A 21,152-nucleotide genomic window follows, 5' to 3' on the forward strand; every position below is an offset into this window, starting at 1 on the left:
GACAAGGGCCCGCAACCGGTGTTTGATACACACACAAAAAACTTATTGGATCGTGACGGGGAAGCTGGCCTCGATGTCGGTGGCCGACTTCGGACTGTTCACGGGATCGTTGGCGGCTTTGTTGGGCGGGTTGCCGGGGTAGTGCCGCAGCGTTACCTGCACGGTGGCGGCGCCGGCGGCGCCGGTGGTCCAGGTGCTGGCAAGGCCGAGGGGCAGCCCCGCGCCATCGGTGTCGAGGTTCGTGACGGTTACATTACCCGCCGGCACATAGTAAAAGCGGTGTGCTTCGCTCTCTTCTTCCACTTCGCCCGTCAGGTCCTCATCCGGGTTCGCCAGCTTGTTGAGGATCCGAGCCGACACATTGTAGGTGGTATTGGGCGCGAGCGAGATGGCATCGGTGGTAGGGTTGCTGCCGCCGGGACCATCCGGATCGTCGTAATCGAAGGTGAGCGCCGTGCCGCCGCCCTGCGGGGTGAAGGTGAGCTCCAGCGTGGTGATCACCTCTTCGTCGTTCGTTTCGCCGTCGTCGTTGTCCTTCTTGCAGGAGGCGAGCGTGAGGGCAGCTGCGCCGAAGGCGAGCAGCCCGAATTTCAGGAATCGTTGTTTCATGGTTGTACCGTTTTATGTGAGGATTTGGGTTGCAGGGAGATCTTGATCCGCAGGCTCAGGTTGCGGCCCATCTCGTCGGTGAAGTAGCGGAACGCATTGAGGTAGTCGCGGTATACCGTGTTGAGCAGGTTTCTTCCGGTAAGCCCTATCGTTATGGGATAGCGACCGGCCCGGACCGTGGTCGACAGGTCGGCATGCAACAGCGTGTAGCCGGGCGGCGGCGCCTTGTAATCGCGGGGGCCGGCGGCCTCGCCGGGCACGCGGGTCTGCTCCCATACGTGCTGCAGCTCCAGGGCAAGACGCGTATCCGAGAAGCGTGCGCCCTCTTTCAGGGTCCAGGCCACTTCCTGGCTGAGGCGGTCCGAAGGCATGCCGATGATCCAGTCGTTAGCACGCAGGTCGCGGGCACGCAGCAGCGCATAGCGGGTCGTCAGCGCAAGCGGGTCGAGGGGCCGTACTTCTACGGCGGCATCCACGCCCTGCAGGCGGGCGTCGGTAGCGGTATACGCCACCTTCCGGTAGATGCCACGGATCGTATACACCGGGTCTTCGGGCCGCGGCTCGGCATAGATGAAATTGTCGATCCGGTTGTGGTAGGCCGTTATGTCCACCGACAGCTTTTTGCTGCGACTGTCATAGTGCTGGTTGAGCGAGAAGCGCAGCGAGCGCTCCGGCTTCAGGTGGATGTCGCCCACCTCGAAGGTCGCCGTGCCCTGGTGGACGCCGTTGGCCAGCAGCTCGTTGACCTGCGGCGCGCGCGTGGCCATCGAGGCGGCTGCTTGCACGCGCCAGCCGGGAAGGATGCGGTAGCCGGCATGCCCGGCGGCGGCCAGCGTCGAGAAGTCGAAGCCGTAGTTGGTCAGCACGCGGCTGCCGGCCTCGATGCGGCGGGTATCGATGGTCTTGTGGTCGAAGCGGAGGCCGGCCTGCAGCTCCCAGGCATCCTTCTGCCATTTCTCGAAGGCCCAGGCGCCGAAGGTCCGTCCCGTATAATTCGGGATCAGGTAGCGACCGCTGTAGCGGTTCTCCTGCTGCTGTGCGGCAAGGCCCACGGAGCCGCTGAGCCGCGCGCTGCGCGGATGCTCCCAGGTGATCTCCTGCGACAAGGTAAGCAGTCGAAGGTCGAGCTGCGCGCCCTTCGTGGCGGCGCTGCGCACGATGTCATATTCGGCGCGGCGGTTGTATTGCGCCGCCAGCAGCACCGTAAACTTATGGTTGCCCGCGTCGAAGCCGGTGCGCGACTTCAGGAGGTCGTGCGTCACCTCCTGCCTTGGACGGCCGATGGTGTAGGAGTCCTGACCGGTGAAGGTGGGGTCGGGGCGCTCCGCGGCGATGGCGTTGTTGAAGTCGTTGAAGTTGCCGGTATGCGCTGCCGTGAAGAGGCCGATGCGCGTATGAAAGCGGCTGTAGTACAGCTCGGTGCGGAAGTGCTCGCGCTGCAAGGCGGCCGTGGCCGACCCGTTCAGCTCCGCGAGCGCCGTGTTGTTGAGGCGGTAGTGCGGCGTGGTCAAGTTGGCCCCTCTCCTGCCGGTGCCCTGCAGGCGCCAGCTGAAGTCGGACAGCTGCTGCGGGCGCCCTTCCACTACTGCCGAAGCGAGGTATTGCCGGTCGTTGGAGGAGTAGCCGAGGGTGGCTTCGGCCGCGGTGCCCGTGGCGGCGCGCAGCGGGCGCGGCTCCACCAGCACGGCGCCGCCGATGGCGTCGGAGCCGTAGCGCAGCTCCTCCACGCCCTGCACGAGCGAGAGCTTGCCGGCGATGAAGGGGTCGATCTCGGGCGCATGCTCGTTGCCCCACTGCTGCCCTTCCTGCCGCACGCCGTTGTTGATCACGAGCAGGCGGCTGCTGTGGAGGCCGTGCACCACGGGCTTCGTCACCGAGTTGCCCGTTTGCAGGAGCGTAACGCCGTTGATGCGCGACAGCGCCTCGCCGAGCGAGCGGCCCTGCGCCGCCTCGAGCGCGCGCCCCGAGAGCTGCGGAGGCGTCGGGATGCCGGGCCGCTGCGCCAGGATGCGCACTTCGCGCAGGAGCCCTTCGCCGGGCTTCAAATCGATGTCGAGGTGCAGCGGCTTGTCCAGCACAATGGTGCGCTGCACGGTATCGTAGGAGGTATGCGAGAGCAGCAGGGTATAGGTGCCGGCACAAAGCGAGTCGAACCGGAAGTCGCCGTTGGCGTCGGTGACGAGCGTCAGCGGCCGGCCGTCGAGCAGCACCGTGGCGCCCGGAAGGTTGCTGTGGTCGGCGGAACTGTGCACATGCCCGGAGAGCCGGAACGTACAGGATTGGGCCCGCACCGTAGAACTACCGGCGCCAAGGAGGAGGAAAACGTACAGTAGGTGCTTCATAGGGAATGGGGTTGGGTTGACCGGACGACGGGCAGGGCGCGCTGCGCAAGCCGGCTGTTATGCAGGTGGGCCATGATCAGCAGTAATGCCCCGAGGGCCTTGCCGGCGATCTCCACGCCCTCATGCCGGCTCCACCCGGCGAGCACGCACAGCCCGAGGCCGACACCAAACAGGCCCGCCGCGGAGCGGTGCCCGTGCCGCCGGTAGCCGCGGCCGATGGCCACGGTGCCCGCGATGGCCGACAGCAGGAGGGTGCTGCCTTCGATCCAGGCGTCGGCGCGCGGGTTCAAGGTCAGGAACGGGAGAAAAACGAGGGCGAGGGGCAGCAGCACGCAATGCACGAGGCAGAGCGCCGAGGCGAACATGCCGATGCGGTCGGCCAGCGCCCGGTACGCGGACGCCTGCGGAGAAACAGGATGCATCAATTGGAGTTAAAGGGCGAAGGGAATACCGGTGCGGAAGCACCTGCAGGGGAGGGACGGTAGTACGTCAAAAAAGGCGATCAGGAAAGCGCCGGTGGTCCCCGGTCGGAGGCGACGGGGCCGATGGAAGAATGCAGGCGGAGCGGCAGCGCTGCTGCAAAGGAGGGGCGGAGCGGCTCCGGAAGGTCATGGGTAGCAACGGCAGGAAGGAAGGAGCTTTCGTTTGCAGCCAACTGGTCGCACAAGGGGCAATCGGCCTCATCGGCAGACAGTTGCACGGCCGCTGTGCTGAGGGCAACAGACCGGCCGCGCTCGTGCCCGTGCAGCGCCCGCGCGCCCTGTGTGCACAGAAAAACCAACAGCAGCACCAGGGCGCTGACGAACTGCAGGGATATGGTCTTTCGTGCGTTCACTACCCCGAAGATAAGACGGGAACCAATAAATGCAACATAGTAACAAAACTTTTTGGTCCGGACAACAAAACGCCCCGCCTGTTTCTGTGGAGATCCAGGCGGGGCGGTTATTGTTTCAGAGACGTCTTTAATTCCGGAGCACCAGGTACCCATAGGCCATCAGCGGCACCTGCGTGGTCAGCGAGAGCGACGCGCCGGTCATCGCGTTGGTCCACGTACTGTTTTGCAGCTCCGCGGGCAGGTTGAGCACCTGGGCGCTGTTGCGCAGGTTTGCCACCACGAATACCCGCTCAGCACCGAGCACCCGGGTAAAGGCCGCTATATTGCTGTTGCTGTAGTTCGTGAGCGCACCGCGGCGCAGGGCCGCACTGGCTGCGCGGTAGCTGAGGATCCGCTTGTATTCCTCTTTCAGCAGCGGGTTCAGCGTCCAGTCGATATCCTGGCCGGTGAAGGGGAAGGTGAGCCGGTAGGGCAGTCCTACTTCCTGGCCGTTGTAGACCATGGGCACGCCTTTCATATAGGCGGCTACCACGAAGGCGGCCATCGACCCGGCCTGTCCGCCGAAGAGCTCGAGCGGCGTGCCGTCGGAGCCGTTGATGTCGTGGTTGCTCGTGTAGCGCACCACCTGCTGGTCGGCCGTGGCGCCCTGGTACTCGGTGGCATTCACGGCGTCGAGGCCGCTGCCCACGGCGCCGCCGCTGAAGATGTTGCGGAGCCTTCCGTAGAAGTTGAAGCCGAAGGTGTAGTCGAAGCCGGCGCTGTAGTGGTCGGCACGGTCGCCCTCGGCCAGGAGGATCAGCTTGTGCGTGGTGATGGCGCGCAGCGAATCCACGGCCTGGCGCCAGAACGAAGCCGGCGGGCCGTCGGAGTAGTCGAAGCGGAAGCCGTCGATATTGGCCGTATACACCCAGTACTTCATGCTCCGGATCATGGCCACGCGCATGGCGGCACTGTTGAAATTGAGCTGCGCCACGTCGGTCCAGTTGGTGCCGGGCGGGTGGATGATGACGCCGGTGTTATCGGTCTGGTACCAGTCGGTATGCTGCGCCAGCCAGGGATGATCCCAGGCCGTGTGGTTGGCTACCCAGTCGAGGATGACGCTCATGCCGCGGCTATGGGCGCCGTCTACGAGGGTACGCAGGTCGGCGAGGCTGCCGAACTCGGGGTTCACGGCGCGGTAATCGCGCACGGCATAGGGCGAGTTCACCCCGCGGTGTACACCCACCGGGTAGATGGGCATGAGGTAGATGACGTTGATGCCGAGGGCCTTGATGGAGTCGAGGCGGGCGGTGACGGCCGAGAAGGAGCCCGGGCCGCTGAAGGCGCGCATATTGACCTGGTAGATGGCCGCGTCGGGGCGGTCGGGAACGCCGGCGAAGGGCGTGCCGTACTGGGTGAAGTTGCCGTCGGCGCCTACGGTCAGCGAAAAGGAGCAGGATTGGCCGCCGAAGCTGACGGAGAATTGCGCGACCCCTTCGGATGCGGGGGTGCCCGTGATGGTGTAGGTGAGCGCTCCGCTGCCGCTCACGAGCGTGCCGCCCTGCAGCGTAGCGCTGAGGCCGGTGACGCCGGTTGACGCGACGGCCACGCCGGGTCCGTAGGAAGCGGCATTGCCGCCGGAATACGGAAGCGTGCCGGTGGCCGTAAAGGCAACCCCTGCCGTGGCCGTGCTGCTGAGGGTGGCCGAGGCGCAATTGAGGGCAGCTACCGAAGCCGTAGACGGCGGAGGGGTACCCGCATCATTGGCAGGCTTGCTACAGCCGAAAAGCAGGCTGAGGGAGAGGGCGAAGAGGAAGTGTTTGCTCACGGGTACGTTTTAGAATGTCAGCAAAGATCGGCGATTGCCTGTTGGCCAAACGTCAAAATTCAAAAGCCGGAAGCCGCAAAGCAAAAGTCGAAAGTCAAAAGCGCAAGCGCGGCCGGCAGGTACCAGCGCTGCGCGTTCAGCAACAACCGGCAACGAAACCCGAAACTGCCGGTTTGGAACGTGCGGCAACCAATATAGCGTCGATACACAAACGGGCGCTACCTGTAGGACACCGTGGATTAAAGCGGCGCTTTTGACTTTTGACTTTTGAATTCCGTATTTCTACCTGCCGGCCCAAAGCGGTGTACGATCCGCGCCATCGGCCTGCACCCGGCGCAGCACGGCATCCGCCACCCGACGGCCCAGCTCCAGGCCGGCCTCGTTATCGGTCCGGAAGTGGATGCCCGCCTGGAAGCGCGACTCGGCACCGTCCTTCGCCTTCTTTTCGAACAGCGCCTTCTCGGCGGGGAAGAAGTAGCTGTACAGGCCGCTCACCATCCCGCCCATCGCCGCATGCCCCGACGGGTAGCCCGGGAACGGAGGCGCCGGCATGAGGGGCTGGTAGGTAGTATCATATTGTTCAGGGCGCATCCCCCAATAGGCATACTTCGCGTCCCAGCAGGCGATGAAGGTATCGTAAGTAGCAACCGCCGTAGCCGCATAAATACGGGCCGCGCGCGGCGGGTTCAGCAGCAGGTTGTACTCGAACAGCTTCTGGTGCAGCAGCTCGTCGGTGAAGTTCTGGGTAGCATAGTAAAAGGCATTGGCCCGCGAGCGAAAGCTTTGCTTGTAGCTGCGGAGCTCCGCCATATCCTTCGCGAAGTCGGGCGGCGGACCGGGGCGCAGCTGGCTTGCGCTGTCGAGCACCACGGGGCGCGCCTTCGCAGCCATTACCAGCATGGGCCACTTCCCGTTCCAGACGCCGGGGCCGGCAGGCCGCTGACCATCCCAGCCGCCGGCGGGCAGGTAGCCCGCGGTGCGGGCGATGGCTTCCTCGGCCACGCGCTTGCCGAGGGCGAAGCCGGCGCGGGTGTCGGAAGGGAAGGCCGTGCCCGAGGCGATGCGGGCGGCGAGGCTGCGGGCAGCCATGCGCTCCACCGAATCGGCGAGCTGCGGGTAGAAGCGCGCGAAAATGGCCACAGCGGCACCAGCCGCCACCGAATGCTCGCAGGGCCACGACGGGCTTTCGGGCCGGGGGCCGAGTACACGGATGCGCCGGTCGGCGCTGAAGGGGCGCGGGCGGCGGTGGGCATACTTCGAATCCCAGGCGGCGATGGTGGCGTCGTAGATGGAGGTGGCGAGCAGCATCTGCGCCAGCACGCCCCGGCTGCCCGTGTCGGTGGTCCAGAGCTTGCCGAGGAGTGAATGCCACCGGAAGTTAGGCGCGCCGGCCGTCCAGTACTGCACCTGTTGGTACCCCTCTGCATCGAGGGCGCGCTGGGCAGCCAGCACGGTGTCGATCTCGCGTGTACCCGTCGGGGGAGCCGGAAGCCGCAAGGCGCGGGCCGAGGGAAGGAACCAGGTTTTCCAGGTGCCGGCGGTGGGTTCTACCTGGGCGGATGCCTGGAGGCCGGCAAGAAGGAGCAGGAGCAGGAGATTCTTTTTCATATGCAGTGATTTTCTGCAAGTGTACCCGCAGCGACGCGTCTGCGATGCGCCCCGTCAACAGACGACGCAACATCGTCAACCAACGACACGGATGCGGCAACGGCCCGCACAGGAGGGGCGCGAAGGCGGTCGTTCGTTGACGAACAAGCGCTGTTCGTTGACCTCCGCTCCTTTTCCCGGCCGGTGCTGGCGCTATCGGAAAAGTTTTCCCGAAATTGGACGCATGCCCGCTGCTGTCTCCCGCCAACGCCTCCGCCTGTACCTCCGCATCACGGGGGCCTGGATCGGGCTGTGGCTCTTTATCGACGCCATGACGAACCCGGGTATCTTCCTTCCCTTCATTCCCAATGAGCTGTGGCGCGCGGCCTTTCTCCTCACCCTCCACTACACGCTCTTCGAGCACCTTGTGCCCTGGTTCCGTAAGCGGCGGATGTTTCTCCCGCTGAAGATCCTACTGGCGCTGCTCGCCATCTGGGCAATCTCCATGCTCCTGTCTTTTGGCATCTATGCCTGGCGCAGCATCGGGGTGGCGATCGGTATCTATACGGAGGTGATGAAATTCAAATCGCACATGGCAGGCGTGCGCTTCCAGACTTCGTTCTCCTTCTTCTCCGTGGCCTTTTACGGGATCATAGTGCACATACACGACCACCTGAAGCTCCAGCGCACCGCCCAGCAGCTGCGCATCGAAAAGCAGGAGGCCGAGCTCAATTACCTGAAGGCCCAGACAAACCCGCACTTCCTCTTCAACACGCTCAACAACATCTACTCGCTGGCACGGCTCAAGTCGGACCTGGCGCCCGAGTCGATCCTGCGGCTCTCGAAGATCCTGCGCTTCATGCTCTATGAAACCGGTGGCGCGCACATCGCCCTCGAGCAGGAGCTGCAGGTCATCAACGACTACATCGCGCTCGAGCGCCTCCGCTACGACGACTCGCTACGGGTGTCGTTGCACCACGACGTGGAGTACCCGCAACAGGCCGTACCGCCGCTGCTGCTGATGCCGCTCGTGGAGAATGCCTTCAAGCACGGCGCCTCCGAAACGCGCGGCCATCCCTTCGTCGACATTCATCTTTCCGTAAAGGGACGCCTGCTCACCTTCATCGTGAAGAACTCGGCCGATGCGCCCGCTGGCCCTGTCACCGAGAACATCGGCCTCGCCAACCTGCGGCGCCAGCTCGAGCTCCTGTTCACCGACCACCACCTGCAGGTGCAACGCGGCACCGATACCTTCACCGCCACGCTCACCATCAACCTTGCCAGCCATGTCTAAGATCGCCTGCATCATCGTGGAAGACGAGCCGCTTGCTGCCCGGGTGCTGGCCGACTATATCGCCGACGTACCCTTCCTGGAGCTGTGCGCCTCCTTCCGTGATGCGCTGCTCGCCACCGAGTACCTGCGCACCCACCGTGTGGACCTGCTCTTCCTCGACATCCACCTGCCGAAGCTCAAGGGCATGGCTTTCCTGCGCACGCTTGCGGAGCCTCCGGCAGTGATCGTGACCACGGCCTACCACCAATATGCGGTGGAAGGATTCGAACTCAACGTTACCGACTACCTCCTGAAGCCCTTCGGTTTTGAGCGCTTCCTGGTGGCGGTGAACAAGGTGCGCGGCGGGGTGGAGGAAAAGGAGCTGGTACCGGCTGCCGCTTCCCCGAAAGACCATGTGTACCTCACCGTGCAGAAAAAAAAGGTGAAGCTGATGTTCGCCGACATCCTCTATATCGAAAGCCAGCGCGAGTATATCCGCATCGTGACCAGCAGGGGAGTCCTGCTTTCCAAAATGGGCACGCACGACATCGAGGCCCTGCTGCCCCCGGAGCAATTCCGTCGGATCCATCGCTCCTTCATCGTGTCCCTTGCGCGGATAGATGCCTATACGGCCGACGAGGTGGAAGTGGGCGGCCAGCGCCTCCCCGTGGGCCGTGGCTACCGCGACCGCCTCGGCGGACTTTGATTGTTCCCTCCCCTGGCATGACCAGCCTGCCGAAGTCAAAATTCAAAAGCCAATAACTCCCATCCCGAAAGCTCTTCTTTAAACTGCACGTGTTAGCCAGCCGGCGTCAGCCTTTTGAATTTCGACTTTTGACTTTTGACTTACCTGCCGGGCTTGGTGCGAAATTAGTAGCACTCCCCTGCCGGCCCTGCAGAAATGCCGGCATCTTTGCTCATGCACCAGATTCTTTGGGTAGACGACGATAAGGATGACCTTGAGCTGTTTTGCGAGGCGGTGCGCGATGTTTCGGAAGAGGCGACCGTTGTTCCCGTGCACAGCGGACAGGAGGCGGTGGATTACCTCGAGCGGAAAGAGGGTCACCCCGACTTCCCCTGCCTCATGGTGCTCGACATGAACATGCCGGGCCTCAGCGGCCGGGATACGCTCGCGCGCCTGCGCGGCAACGACCGGTTCAGCAACCTCCCCATCATCGTCTTCACCACCTCCAACTCGCCCCTCGACCGGATGTTCTGCGACAAGTTCGGCGTGGAGATGCTGACAAAGCCCGTCGAATACGATGCCCTCCGCACCCTTGCCCGCAAGCTGCTGCAGGTATGCCGCTGCCGGCAGGAATCGTGAGCGGGTGAGCGGGTGACCGGGGTCGCTTACGATGCGGTCACTCCGAATAGGTCTATTGGTCTATTAGTAATGAGTATAGAGGACGTTTCCGGCCTTTCTGTAACTAACTAGGCCCTTCTTCTCACTTGCTCACCCGCTCACTTGCTCACCCGCTCACCCGCTGACTTGCTCACCCCCTCACCACCCTTCGAGGAAAGCTTCGAATCAAAAAATACCATGGATCATTTCGCAAAGACCCTCACCCACCTCCTTGCCGGCGCCGTCGAGATCCTGGCGGCGCTCGTGATCGCGGTGGCCCTGCTGAAGTTCCTGCTCCGCTACGGCCGGCACCTCTTTCACCCCAACGAGGGAATGACCAACCAGGCCATCCGCATCCACTTTGGCTCGGCGCTGACGCTGGCGCTGGAGCTGCTGCTGGCCGCCGACATCCTGGCCACGGCCATCGCGCCCACCTGGGACGATATCGGCAAGCTCGCCGCCATCGCTGTACTGCGCACGGCCCTCAACTACTTCCTCGAGCGCGAGCTGAAGCAGGGCGGGCAGGATGGCGCGAAACATCCCGTAGGAATGCGGGACGGACCGGGGCAGCCAGGAGAACGCGACCGGCGAGAGAAGGAACGCTGATTTATATGATTGATACGATCGACGCAGATATAGTACGTCGTGGTTGCGGAACAAGCAGCCCACAGGCTTCCCGGTAAGATGCGCTGTACGATTAAGAAGGATGCGCGGCAGCCGCACCGCCGGAAAGTACAGCTCCATAAAAAGCAGGACCGCTCAGCACCTTTTTGAATTTTGACTTTTGATTTCTGAATTTCCCCGCCCTGGATTTCCCGTACTTTGGCCTCCATCAAAAGCGCACCCATGTACTTCACCCAGCAAGACATACAGGCCCGCCGCGACCGCCTCGCAGCGGCCTGGAACGAGCAGCTCGCGCCCGGCGAGGCGGTGCTCGTCTACTCCGGCGACCCCATCGGCAAGCCCGGCGGCCTCGACCAGACCTATCCGTTCCTCCCCCACCCCGCCTACTTCTGGCTTACCGGCCGCCGCCGCGAAAGCGAGGTGCTGCTCTACAGCCGCGACGGTGGCTGGGTCGAGTTCCAGAAGTCGGTAGGCCCCGACGAGGCCGTATGGGAAGGACCCCGAACCGACCTCTTGGTGGAAGGTCCGGGCAAGCCGCTCGAGTCTTTCGAAAGCGCCCTCGCCGCCAGTCATTTCTCGGCCGTATACGCACTCGGACAGATCGCCGGGCCGGTGGAGGGAAAAGCCTTCGCCCTCCGCACATCGCTCGACCGCGCCCGCCGCAAGAAGGACGCGGCCGAAGTGCGCCTCCTCCGCCAGCTCGCCGGCATTGCCGGTGCGGGCTATGCGAGGATCCAGGAAATACTACGCCCCGGCCTCACCGAGCGGCACCTGCAGGCGGCCTATGAAGGCGAGCTGCTGATCCAGGGGGCACATGCTGCTCCTTACGAGTGCATCGTGGGCGCGGGCCCCAACTCCGCCATCCTGCACGCCCTGCCCACGGAGCGCGTCATCGGCGAAGGCGAGTTCGTGCTGGTGGATGCCGGCGCCGCCATCTATGATTATTGTGTCGACATCACGCGGATGTTCCCCTCGTCGGAGCCCGTGTCGCAACAGCACAAGGACCTCTACCGCATCGTGCAGCAGGCGCATGCCGAGTGCATCGGGATGTCGAAGCCCGGCGTGCCCTGGCGCGAAGTGCACCTGCATGCGGCCCGCGTCATCGCAGGCGGGCTCGTGAGCCTCGGCATCATGAAGGGCGACCCCGCGGAGCTCGTGGCCAGGGAAGCCACCTCCGTCTTCTTCCCGCACGGCCTCGGTCACCTCGTGGGGCTGCGCGTGCGCGACGCCGGGCATGCCGACAACCTGCAGCCGAAGACCTATGCCGGCGCCCGCCTCCGCGTCGACATCGACCTCGAGGAAGGCCATTGCATCACCGTGGAGCCGGGTTGCTACTTTATTCCCGCCCTGCTCGACAATGCCGAAGTACGCGCCCGCTTCCGCGACGACATCAACTGGAACGAGGCCGCCAAATGGGCCGGCATCGGCGGCGTTCGGATCGAGGATAACATCCTCATCACCGCCGGAGGCAACGACAACCTCACGATCGGCGTGCCGAAGAGCAGCGCGTTCTGAGGACTTAGATTGAAGGCAGTGTGGTAGAAAAGGGCATCTTCTTAACGCGAAGGCGCGAAGAAATTTACCGGTTCGCGGCAACGAGTTGTTTATAGTGGGAAGACTCCGAATAACGGTAGCGACGCCTCCGGCAGGCAGCGGCTTTTTTTCAAGAGCGCAAAGCGACGGCCGCAAGCGGCCGTTAGCAGCGGCTCCCGCGCCGCAAGTCGTTGCGAAGGCTCCCGTCGTACGGTCTTCCGCCGATCTTCGTGATCGATCCTGTCGCAGTCAGGAAAGTTGATTTGCGTTCCCTGCGTTTTTGGATCTCCGCGAGAAACCCACGTGCCGCTTTGAGAAGAGCTAGCCGCTTGCGGCGATAAGATTTGAGAAAGCAGTTACCGTATCTCCGTGCCGCCAAAGCTTCGAGGCGTCCTGCCGCAGGCAGGACCAAACACATGGACAAAGGGAGCCGAACGGCTCCCTTTGTAGTTATACGGGTCGACTGGCTTCGGATCGCAGCGCGGGCTTTGCTGTGGCTACCGGCGCTTGCCGTGGTGTCACCTTGGCGAAGACGAGCGTGCCGGTGGAGAGCACAGCTGCCAGCACGGGGAGCGCGCCGATGGGGTTGAGTGGGATCACCGGAAGGAAGAGCGCCGCCGTGGCCGCGTTGAGCCCATACAGGACGGGGCGCTGCCGGGGCAGTCCCTTGATGTGCCGGCGCACATGGTGGATGTTGAACCCGCTGACCAGGATCGCCACCACGCCGAGCAGGAGCTGTCCGTAAAAAGCGAAGGTGTAGTAGAAGATGCCCGAGCGGTAGCGGTTCCAGTTCACGAGGGCCACGGCGATACAGTGCGCCCACATGTTGAGGAAGACCACCAGCGCGGCAAAGAGCAGCAGGAAGGAAGGCAGGTTGCCCGCGCGGCGCCGCTTCGTGGTCCAGGTGATGGCGAGGGCGCACAGGCAGGCCAGCGAGAGCAGCGTATTGTCGATCAGCGCCTGGTTCATGCATCCGTGTTTCTACAAAGAGCGGCATCCGGAAGCGCCTCGGCAAGGGAAGCCTGTACCAATTGCGGCAAGGGCCGGCTGAAGTGGTAATTGGTTTATTCGTTTATTGGTCTATTGGTCTATTGGTCTATTGGTCTATTGGTTTATTGGTCTATTAGTAAGGGGTCGCTTAAAGAGCGGAAGTCATTGCGAGTCCGACTTCTGCGGGATAAACTTCGCCAAGCAATCTTCTGCGTTTCGCGGAGTGATCGCGGCTGGCCTTGTTGTATCTTCCTCAGTTCATCTTCCCGCTCACCCGCTCACCCGCTCACCCGCTCACCCGCTCACCCGCTCACCCGCTCACCCGCTCACCCGCTCACCCGCTCACCCGCTCACCCGCTCACCCGCTCACCCGCTCACGATTCAACCCGGCTCTAATCCCATTTTAATCTTACCTTGCCGCCAATGCCGACCAAGGTTACCCTGCAATTCCAGACGCCCCAGGATTTCTCCAGGTTCCGCAGCCTTGTGTCGGGGCAGGTCACCACCATCGATATCGCCAACCTCTCCATCACCTGCCTCTGCTCCAGGGAGCTCGTCGCCCATGCCATGAATTACTTCGGCGGCAAGGTCATCAACGAGTTCGAGGTCTGAGGGCGCTGCCACGCTACCATCCCTACTATTGATCATTTAAGTTTAAAAGAAGCGCACGCCGTTTAGCGCAGGTTATTGCGAGCGCAGCGTGCCGAAGCTTCGGGACAATCTCCTCCGTTACGCGTAGTGATCCTAAAGCCGTAGCTGCAGAAACTTTTCGCAGGTTGTGGAGATTGCTGCGCTCGCAATGACTGTACTGCGCGGAGTTTACTCCTGCAGAATACAGGGCTCGCAAAAACAATGGCTCCCTTCCTCCGCCCCACTCGTTTAATACGGACAGTCGCCCGCACGGCAACACTTCCACGCAGCGCTCCTCCACCGCATCAGCTCCGCCGCAAGCGAATGGATTCACGGCAACGGACAACCTAACGGGCACAATTTTTTTACCCTTCCCCACGCGCTACAGGCATCAACCCTTGCCCTATGCCCGCAAACGCACCCCCACATTCCTGAGCTTTCCGACTGACCGTAGATCTACGGATCAACGGTCCCTCACCCAAAAACCCTGGCCATGCCCTTCAACGGTACCCGACCCGCCTCCCTGTCCCTGGCACTCCTCCTGCTGTTGGCACTCTCCTCCTGTGCCCTGCGCAAGACCTCCTTCCCTACCGGCATCTACCCGAAAGAGATCCCGCCCGTGCCGCCGCCCGACGCCGCGGCCGCCGGGGTGCCCGCCGGCTACACGGCCGAGGTATTCATGAAGGACCTCATCTGGCCCAGCAGCATCGAGTTCGACGACGCGGGCAACATCTACGTGGCCGAAGCCGGTTATGTCTACGGCGATCCCTACGCGCCGGCACAGGTGCTCCGCATCAGCCCCGCCGGGGCCATCACCCGCTATGCCGACGGCCTGCAGGGGCCCGTCACCGACATCCTCTGGCACAAGGGCCGGCTCTATGTATCGCACCGCGGAAAGATCTCCCTCGTAGAGACCAGCGGCGCCGTGCGCGACCTCGTGACCGGGCTGCCGAGCCACGGCGACCACTACAACAACCAGATGGCCGTGGGCCCCGACGGCAAGATCTATTTCGGCCAGGGCACCGCCACCAACTCGGGCGTGGTGGGCCTCGACAATGCCTATCCCTACGTATGGCTGCTGCTCCACCCCGACGTGTACGATGTGCCGGCGAAGGACCTGCGCCTCCGCCGCACAAGCTACCTCACCCCGCAGCCCAACAACGTGCTGGCCCGCCAGGGCTACCTCGTGGGCTTTATGCGCGACGTCACCTACGCCGTGGCCAGCGTCTTCGCCCGTAACAAAAGCACCTCGATGCTCGTACGCACCCGCGCCTTCCAGCCCTTCGGCGAAAAGGCACGCACCGTGAAAGCACAGGTGAAGGCCAGCGGCACCATCCTGCGCATGAACGACGACGGCAGCGGCCTCGAGATATATGCGTCGGGGCTCCGCAACCCCTACGGCGTGCTCTGGGGCCCCGACGGCAAGCTTTATGTGACCGACAACGGATACGACGACCGCGGCAGCCGCCCGGTGGCCAACGCGCCCGACCACATCTTCCAGGTGGTGCCCAACGGCTGGTACGGCTGGCCCGACTACTCCGGTGGCGTACCGCTCACCGACCCGCGGTTCCGCTCGGAGCGCGGCAAGAAGATCAAATTCCTGTTGCAGGAGCACCCGGCGGTGGAGGGGCCCTGGCTGTCGCGGCCGAAAAACGCCGCCGCCACCAAGTTCGACTTCAGCAAGAGCGACGCCTTCGGTTACAAGGGCCACCTATTCCTCGCCGAGTTCGGCTCGGGCACACCGCTCACCGGCGACTCCAACCGCAACGGGTACACCGTGATCCGCATCGACCCCGCCACCAAAGACGCGCAGCCCTTCCTCAGCAACCTGCGTCCCGGCCCCGCCGGCAGCGAGTTCGTGCAGACGGCCGGTCCGCGCCACCCGGTGCAGGCGAAGTTCTCCCCCGACGGAAGCACCCTCTACGTGGTCGACATCGGCGCCATCGGCTTCGCACGGGCCGGCGCAGGCCCCTTCCCGGTACCCACGCCCGGCACCGGCGTCATCTGGCGCATCCGCAAAGCCGGTAGCGCCGCGTCGGGACCGCCCGCCAACCTCACCTATATGCCGCCGAAGGCGAACGGGAAATGAGGAGTACCTACTAGATAACAAAGCCGGACCTGTTGGTCCGGCTTTGTTCTATCAAACTGTTTGGCCACTGCGCGTGCACGTAAAGATCATTGCGAGCGCAGCGTCCCGAAGCCTCGGGACCATCTCCAACGTTACGCGGAGTGATCGAAAAACCAAGCACTACGCAGCACCTGCCTAAAGAATAAGGCTTGCGTTGTTTCGCGAATGTCAGTATATACCTGACAGAAACGCATACCTCTCTTGCACATGCACGGCCATCATCGTCAAAGTCGCCAACGCATCATATCCCAATCCTACCTCCAAATCATATCCGCTTTGTACAAATACGGATGCCTCCGGAAGCAACACTCGTAACTATGCCAATGCGCACAAGGCAGCATCCGCGCCAATCATATAAATCCTGAAACCCCGAAGCTTCGGGGCTACGTTCCTTCCCTCCTCCTCGCGTACTCAAGTACTCATGTACTCAAATGCTCAAGTACTCCACCTCAACACCTCAAACCTCTCACCTCAAACCTCTCACCTCAAACCTCGAACTGCCCGTCTTTATAGATCACCCGCTGCGTCCCATCTTTCAACGTAGCCGTCACCGTGCGGTCCGACGTGCTGATGATATCGGTATGCACCTTAGGACAGGCGTTGTAGCCCATCGCGGCCCACTGCTCTTCGGAAACGGTGGACGGGTCGCCGGGGAAGGTGTCTTTGTACGCGTTGCCGAGGGCGATATGCGTGTTGCCGAAGGCGCCGCCCATGTTCTCGTCGTAGAGGGTGGTGGCCATGAAGCGGGTGATGCGCGAGTGGCGGCGGTCGGTGAGCGAGAACTCGCCGGCCTTGTCGGCGTTCTCCTGCGCGATCATCTCTTTGAGTGCTTCCTCGTTCTCGGTAGCGGTGGCCGACACCACGAGGCCGTTTTCAAATCGGAGCTCGATGCCCGCGATGCGCTTACCGGAATAATACAGGGGCTGGTTGAAGCGGATCCACCCCTGGGTGCCGCGCCAGTCGGGCGAGGTGAAGATCTCGAAGCTCGGGATGTTCTTGCCGCCTCCGGAGAGCCACTTGCGGTTGTCGCCGATGCGCACGATGAGGTCGAGGTCGGCGCCGGTGAGGTGGAGGCTTTCGATTTCGAGGGCGTCGAGCTTGTCCTTGATCGACTCGATCTCGGCCTGCACCTGCCGCCAGCGCGCTACGGGGTCTTCCTCCCGCAGGTAGCAGGCCTCGATGATCTGCTCCCAGTAGGCTTCGAGCGAGAGGCCCGCTTCTTTGGCCATCGACTCGGTGCCGTAGAGGCAGAGGGTCCACGACAGCTTGCCGGCGTGCTCCTTCTCCTCGCGCATCTTCATATAGGGTGCGCGGGCGCTCATCATCTTCGAGATGCGCGCGGCGGGGATGCCCTCGAGGTAGTGCACGTCGGGCTCCGACACGATGAAGAGGATGTGGTCGGTGGCCTCCACGATGCCGCGCCAGTAGGGTTCGGCGAAGAAGCCCACCTGCCCGTCGGAGCCGTGCTGCAGCAGGAAGCGCGCGAGGGAGTCGGCCTGGGTGTTGTTGGGGGAATAATGGGTGATGAGGTTGCCGCCGGCGGCGTACACTTCGCGGCCGAGGGCGAGGAAGAGGTCGCGGGTGATTTCCTGGCCGACGAGAAAGACGGTATCGCCGGGGGCCATGCCCTTGCCGTGGTTGAGGGCATAGCGGACCATTACCTGGGCGTATTTATCGAGGAGCTCTTGCGGGAGTTGCATGGGGAGGGGTTTGCGGCGAAGGTACTCCCTGGGCAGGCTCGGAGTTTTGCGTGGGTAGTGAGTGATACGGGCAACCCGGCGCAAGCGCCTGGCAGTTCCTATAGTACGACGCGGGTTTCACGCCAAGGCGCGAAGGCGCAAAGACGCAGGAAATGTGGCGCACGCGGAGTACTCGTCATTGCGAGGAGTGTCCCTGCCGCAGGCAAGGGACCGACGAAGCAATCTCCCCCGTTACGCGGAGGGCCTGCCGCGGGTAGGAAGCCCTGCAAACGGGCAAGAACGACCCACTGCAGCCATTCACCAGGAGTGCAGCAAAAAAAGCCCCGGCAAAACTGCCGGGGCTATCTATGGATAACACGTTGGATTAATAACGGTTGTTGTAACCACCACCACCGCTGAAGTTGCGGGCGGGACGGTCTTCCTTCGGCTTCGCTTCCATCACGCGGATGGTGCGGCCTTCGACTTCGGCATTGTTCAGCTCGGCGATCGCCTTCTGGGCAGCCGCGCTGTCGGACATCTCTACGAAGCCGAAGCCACGGGAGCGGCCGGATTCGCGGTCGTTGATGATTTTGGCGGAAGTCACTTCGCCATAGGGAGCAAAAAATTCTCTGAGATCTTCATCCTGCACGTTGAAGCTCAGGTTGGAAACATAAATGTTCATGTTCTTAAAATTGATAAGGTAAAAAATGCTTGAGAACAGCAAGAAGTAGAAGGCTAACTAAGGTGCAGTAGAAGCAGAATAGAGATCGATCACTAATGCGAGGCTCAAATAACGGGGTGAAGATAGGGATAAGAGTTGGTAGTAAATGAGAAATGTTTGGTAAAGGGGTCTCAGAGGATGAATATGGTCAATTTGTAGCCATGCCGTTGATAAACGTATCCACAAATCCAATGATTCGTTCCAAGATCCGCTCTCCTATTTTCTTCCTCGATAATACAGACGGCTTTTCTCCCTCCAGCAAATCAAGTACTTCATCCCGCAGTGGCTTTTGATCAGCATACAAGTAGTTCTCAATCAGCGCCTGGGTACGCTCCGCTGACAATGCCTCTTCCTTTACCAATGTATCAAAGGCTTTTTGCTGCTCAGTGCTCCAGAAAGAATCAAATGCATCAGTCACTTCGTCTGCATCCTCCACAACCGGCAGATTCTCGATGATAAACTTTTCGATCAGTTCGCGTTTGCTCCGAAGCGTGGCTTCGCTGCCCAAAAGATTGAAGATTTCTTTTTCCGCCTTTGCTGTATCCTTCTGCGCAGAAGCCTTCAACCTGATCAAAAGCTGAATAATATAAGCGACGTTGATTTCGTCGCGGTGGATCAACTCCAATTCGAAATCTACGTCATCGAGGATCGATACTTTCTCCTTCTGGTGATCGGTGCGCACCTTGTCGTACAGGTCGAGGTACTTGCTTTTGTAGTCTTCAAAAAGCTGCTCGTCCATTTCCACGCGGTCCCAGCTGAAGTCGGCAAAAGAAGCCAGTATGTTTTTGACGCGCACAAGGTCACGGAAGGCCTGCACGAACGCCAATTCATCGTTCTCAGTTTCCAGGTCGTTTACACTATCCACAGTAGGTGCGATAAGCTGCAACTTCTCAAACGCCTCGTTGAACTTCGCTACGTAGTCCTCAAAAGGTTTCATCACCACCACCTCAACAGCGTCCTTGTTGCTAAAAAGGGTGATGGCTTCGTCGGTTGCGTTCTTCAGGTTGCGGAACGCAATGATGTTCCCCTGCGACTTCTGCTCGTTCAGGATACGGTTCGTGCGCGAAAAGGCTTGTATGAGTCCGTGGTACTTAAGGTTCTTGTCGACGTAAAGCGTATTCAGGCCCGGGCTGTCGAAGCCAGTCAAAAACATGTTCACGACCAGCAGGATGTCGATCTTGCCCGACTTGACCTGACGCGAGATATCATTGTAATAGCTGTAGAAACTCTCGCTGTCCTTGGTGGTAAAGCTAGTGCCGAAGGTTTCGTTATAATGCCCGATGTAGGTCTCCAGCTTATCGCAGCTGTGGGCGTTAAGACCATAGAGCACCCGTGCTTCCTCTGCTATGGAAAGCTCCTCGGGCAGGAAGCCGTTGGCGTCAGCGTCCTCCTCGTTGGCGGCATAGCTGAAAATGGTAGCGACGCGCAGGTTGTGCACCCCTTCCTCCTTCTTCTTATGCAACAGATCGTAATAGCGGGTGAGCGTTTCCACGCTGCTCACGCAGAACATGGCAGTAAACGCCCGGTTATGGGTTTTTCGGCTATGGTTGGCAATGATGTAGTCAGCGATCTTCTTTAGGCGGGCCGGCGAGTCCATAAGCTCCTTGCGGTCGATATCCTCCACCTCGATGTCGATCTCAGTAGCGCTGTCTTTACGTTTATAGCGGCCCACGTATTCGATGGAGAATTTAAGCACGTTCTCGTCGCGGATGGCGTCGGTGATCACGTATTTGTGCAGGCAGTCGCCAAAAAGTTCCTTTGTGGTACGCTTACCGGCCTCGTTGCGCACGGCGTTGTCCGCAAAGATGGGCGTGCCAGTGAAGCCGAACATCTGGATATCGTTGAAAAAGGCTTTGATCCGGGCATGGGTATCCCCGAACTGGCTGCGATGACACTCGTCGAAGATGAACACGATGCGCTCGTTTTTCAGCTTACCCATAGCGCCGGCATACTGGCTTTTGCTGATCGCCGTATTAAGCTTCTGGATGGTGGTGACGATCAGTTTGTTGCTGCCGGCGAACTGGCGCACAAGCTCCCGGGTATTATCGGTACCGTCCACCGAGCCCTTGCAGAAGGAGTTGAACTCCTTGCTGGTCTGGTAATCCAGGTCTCGCCGATCGACCACGAAAACCACCTTCTTCACCTGCGGAAGGTCCATCAGCACCTGGCTTGCCTTGAAAGAGGTAAGCGTTTTTCCCGAACCCGTGGTATGCCACACGTACCCGTTCTTCCGGGCGTTCTGCACCCTGTCGATCAGGGCCTCTACCGCATAGAACTGGTAGGGACGGAGCACCATTAGCACCTTATGCGTTTCATTCAGCACGATGTACTTGCAGACCATCTTGCTGATGTGGCAGGGTTCCAGGAAGCTGCTGGTAAACCCGTTCAGGATATTAGTCAGCCGCTTGTTCTCCTTATCGGTCCAGTAAAAGGTCTGCTTGAAGCTCTGGTGCTTGTTGTTGGCATAGTACTTCGTGTTGACGCCGTTGGAAATAACGAACACCTGCACGTATTGGAACAGCGCCGCCCCTTCGCCGAACGAATGCCGTTGATACCGATTCACTTGGTTGAAGGCTTCCTTCAGCTCGAGGCCCTTCCGCTTCAACTCGATCTGCACGAGAGGCAGGCCATTGATCAGCAGGGTCACATCGTAGCGGTTCTTGTATTTGCCCTCCACGCTTACCTGGTGGGTGACCTGGAAGCGGTTCTGGCACCAGTGCTCCACGCTGATGAACTCGAAATAAAGGTTATCGCCGTTGTCGCGCTGGATATGCTGCTTCTCGCGGAGCGTCTTCGCCTTCTCGAAAACGGAGCCCTTACTCAGGATGTTCAATACCCGTTCGAACTCCGTTGTAGTGAACCGGATGCCATTATGCGCTTCCAGCTGCAATTTCAAGTTGGCGAGCAGGTCTTTCTCATCCCGGATCGGCGCAAGGGCGTAACCGAGCTTTTGCAGCTGCGCCACGAGTTGCTCTTCCAGTATTTGTTCGGGTTGTTTAGACATGAGAGGCTGCCGTAAATGGTTGAGCAAGCTAAGAAATCCGAAGCAAAA

At 61.3% G+C, this 21,152-nt stretch carries 18 protein-coding genes; 8 read left to right on the forward strand and 10 right to left on the reverse strand.

Annotated elements, in window-relative coordinates; translation table 11 throughout:
- Nucleotides 1-42: 42 nt before the first annotated feature.
- From ABD937_RS20225 to ABD937_RS20245, 5 genes are all read right to left on the reverse strand, one after another.
- Entirely contained in the window at nucleotides 43-609 is a 567-nt protein-coding gene (locus tag ABD937_RS20225; RefSeq protein ID WP_345257741.1) for a hypothetical protein, read from the reverse strand.
- On the reverse strand, nucleotides 606-2,951 hold the full coding sequence (locus tag ABD937_RS20230) for a TonB-dependent receptor (RefSeq protein ID WP_345257743.1): 2,346 nt from the start codon (nucleotides 2,949-2,951) through the stop codon (nucleotides 606-608). The genes ABD937_RS20225 and ABD937_RS20230 overlap by 4 nt, the downstream gene beginning before the upstream one ends.
- Nucleotides 2,948-3,373: a MerC domain-containing protein gene (locus ABD937_RS20235; protein ID WP_345257744.1), complete on the reverse strand. Its 426-nt coding sequence runs from the start codon at nucleotides 3,371-3,373 to the stop codon at nucleotides 2,948-2,950. Before ABD937_RS20235 ends, ABD937_RS20230 begins: the two co-directional genes overlap by 4 nt.
- Before the next feature lie 80 nt (nucleotides 3,374-3,453).
- Complete coding sequence (locus ABD937_RS20240) at nucleotides 3,454-3,786, reverse strand: DUF2946 family protein (protein ID WP_345257745.1); 333 nt, start codon at nucleotides 3,784-3,786, stop codon at nucleotides 3,454-3,456.
- Nucleotides 3,787-3,913: 127 nt separating this feature from the next.
- Nucleotides 3,914-5,593: an alpha-amylase family glycosyl hydrolase gene (locus ABD937_RS20245; RefSeq protein ID WP_345257746.1), complete on the reverse strand. Its 1,680-nt coding sequence runs from the start codon at nucleotides 5,591-5,593 to the stop codon at nucleotides 3,914-3,916.
- A 14-nt stretch (nucleotides 5,594-5,607) separates the two neighbouring features.
- Between ABD937_RS20245 and ABD937_RS20250 the strand changes: the two genes are divergently transcribed.
- Nucleotides 5,608-5,850, forward strand: coding sequence for a hypothetical protein (locus ABD937_RS20250; RefSeq protein WP_345257748.1), 243 nt, complete (start codon nucleotides 5,608-5,610; stop codon nucleotides 5,848-5,850).
- A 25-nt stretch (nucleotides 5,851-5,875) separates the two neighbouring features.
- Here the strand turns inward: ABD937_RS20250 and ABD937_RS20255 are convergent, their stop codons facing one another.
- Nucleotides 5,876-7,201 (reverse strand): vanadium-dependent haloperoxidase, encoded by a 1,326-nt coding sequence (locus tag ABD937_RS20255; protein ID WP_345257749.1) that lies wholly within the window; start codon nucleotides 7,199-7,201, stop codon nucleotides 5,876-5,878.
- 223 nt (nucleotides 7,202-7,424) lie between these two features.
- Between ABD937_RS20255 and ABD937_RS20260 the strand changes: the two genes are divergently transcribed.
- The 5 genes from ABD937_RS20260 to ABD937_RS20280 all read left to right on the forward strand — a co-directional run bounded on the left by ABD937_RS20260 (nucleotide 7,425) and on the right by ABD937_RS20280 (nucleotide 11,934).
- Nucleotides 7,425-8,474, forward strand: coding sequence for a sensor histidine kinase (locus ABD937_RS20260; protein WP_345257750.1), 1,050 nt, complete (start codon nucleotides 7,425-7,427; stop codon nucleotides 8,472-8,474).
- The gene (locus ABD937_RS20265; protein WP_345257752.1) at nucleotides 8,467-9,159 is read left to right on the forward strand and encodes a LytR/AlgR family response regulator transcription factor; all 693 of its coding nucleotides are present in this window, start codon (nucleotides 8,467-8,469) and stop codon (nucleotides 9,157-9,159) included. The genes ABD937_RS20260 and ABD937_RS20265 overlap by 8 nt, the downstream gene beginning before the upstream one ends.
- A gap of 213 nt (nucleotides 9,160-9,372) precedes the next feature.
- Nucleotides 9,373-9,777 (forward strand): response regulator, encoded by a 405-nt coding sequence (locus ABD937_RS20270; protein WP_345257753.1) that lies wholly within the window; start codon nucleotides 9,373-9,375, stop codon nucleotides 9,775-9,777.
- Between the two features lie 216 nt (nucleotides 9,778-9,993).
- Nucleotides 9,994-10,401: a DUF1622 domain-containing protein gene (locus tag ABD937_RS20275; protein WP_345257754.1), complete on the forward strand. Its 408-nt coding sequence runs from the start codon at nucleotides 9,994-9,996 to the stop codon at nucleotides 10,399-10,401.
- A gap of 240 nt (nucleotides 10,402-10,641) precedes the next feature.
- Entirely contained in the window at nucleotides 10,642-11,934 is a 1,293-nt protein-coding gene (locus ABD937_RS20280) for an aminopeptidase P N-terminal domain-containing protein (protein ID WP_345257756.1), read from the forward strand.
- A gap of 468 nt (nucleotides 11,935-12,402) precedes the next feature.
- Here ABD937_RS20280 and ABD937_RS20285 read toward each other — a convergent pair whose 3' ends face one another.
- Nucleotides 12,403-12,921: a hypothetical protein gene (locus tag ABD937_RS20285; protein WP_345257757.1), complete on the reverse strand. Its 519-nt coding sequence runs from the start codon at nucleotides 12,919-12,921 to the stop codon at nucleotides 12,403-12,405.
- A 444-nt stretch (nucleotides 12,922-13,365) separates the two neighbouring features.
- Between ABD937_RS20285 and ABD937_RS20290 the strand changes: the two genes are divergently transcribed.
- Together ABD937_RS20290 and ABD937_RS20295 are read left to right on the forward strand one after the other, a co-directional pair.
- Complete coding sequence (locus ABD937_RS20290) at nucleotides 13,366-13,554, forward strand: hypothetical protein (protein ID WP_345257758.1); 189 nt, start codon at nucleotides 13,366-13,368, stop codon at nucleotides 13,552-13,554.
- Nucleotides 13,555-14,065: 511 nt separating this feature from the next.
- Complete coding sequence (locus ABD937_RS20295; protein ID WP_345257760.1) at nucleotides 14,066-15,661, forward strand: PQQ-dependent sugar dehydrogenase; 1,596 nt, start codon at nucleotides 14,066-14,068, stop codon at nucleotides 15,659-15,661.
- Nucleotides 15,662-16,185: 524 nt separating this feature from the next.
- Here ABD937_RS20295 and ABD937_RS20300 read toward each other — a convergent pair.
- The 3 genes from ABD937_RS20300 to ABD937_RS20310 all read right to left on the reverse strand — a co-directional run bounded on the left by ABD937_RS20300 (nucleotide 16,186) and on the right by ABD937_RS20310 (nucleotide 21,104).
- A complete protein-coding gene (locus ABD937_RS20300) occupies nucleotides 16,186-17,400 on the reverse strand; it encodes an aminopeptidase (protein ID WP_345257761.1) in 1,215 nt (404 codons plus the stop codon).
- 364 nt (nucleotides 17,401-17,764) lie between these two features.
- Nucleotides 17,765-18,061 (reverse strand): RNA recognition motif domain-containing protein, encoded by a 297-nt coding sequence (locus ABD937_RS20305; protein WP_345257762.1) that lies wholly within the window; start codon nucleotides 18,059-18,061, stop codon nucleotides 17,765-17,767.
- A 187-nt stretch (nucleotides 18,062-18,248) separates the two neighbouring features.
- On the reverse strand, nucleotides 18,249-21,104 hold the full coding sequence (locus ABD937_RS20310; protein ID WP_345257764.1) for a type I restriction endonuclease subunit R: 2,856 nt from the start codon (nucleotides 21,102-21,104) through the stop codon (nucleotides 18,249-18,251).
- Between the last annotated feature and the right edge of the window lie 48 nt (nucleotides 21,105-21,152).

The organism is Flaviaestuariibacter amylovorans, from assembly GCF_039541815.1.
GTDB lineage: Bacteria > Bacteroidota > Bacteroidia > Chitinophagales > Chitinophagaceae > Flavisolibacter > Flavisolibacter amylovorans.